The 285-nt window shown below is 45.3% G+C and carries 1 protein-coding gene; it reads right to left on the reverse strand.

Translation table 11 applies throughout. The annotated features are described in order from the left end of the window. The coding region (locus tag HC175_RS23405; protein WP_168140126.1) for a sigma 54-interacting transcriptional regulator at positions 1-285 on the reverse strand (285 nt) is incomplete at both ends.

Here is a 285-nt window from a genome sequence, read left to right on the forward strand (position 1 = left end):
GGCACGAAGTAATTGCACCTGCAGTTCATAATTTAGATTCCCTATTTCATCCAGAAATAAAGTACCTCCATTTGCAGCTTCAAAGTGTCCGGTTTTATTATTGACAGCTCCTGTAAAAGATCCTTTTACGTGCCCAAAAAATTCGCTGGAGGCCAGTTCCCGCGGAATTGCGCCACAATCTACAGCGACAAACGGGGCTGCACTGCGTTTGCTTTTGTCGTGAATGCTTTTCGCTATTTGCTCCTTCCCTGTTCCGCTCTCTCCCATAATGAGGACAGACATATT

Source organism: Salinimicrobium oceani, from assembly GCF_012037645.1.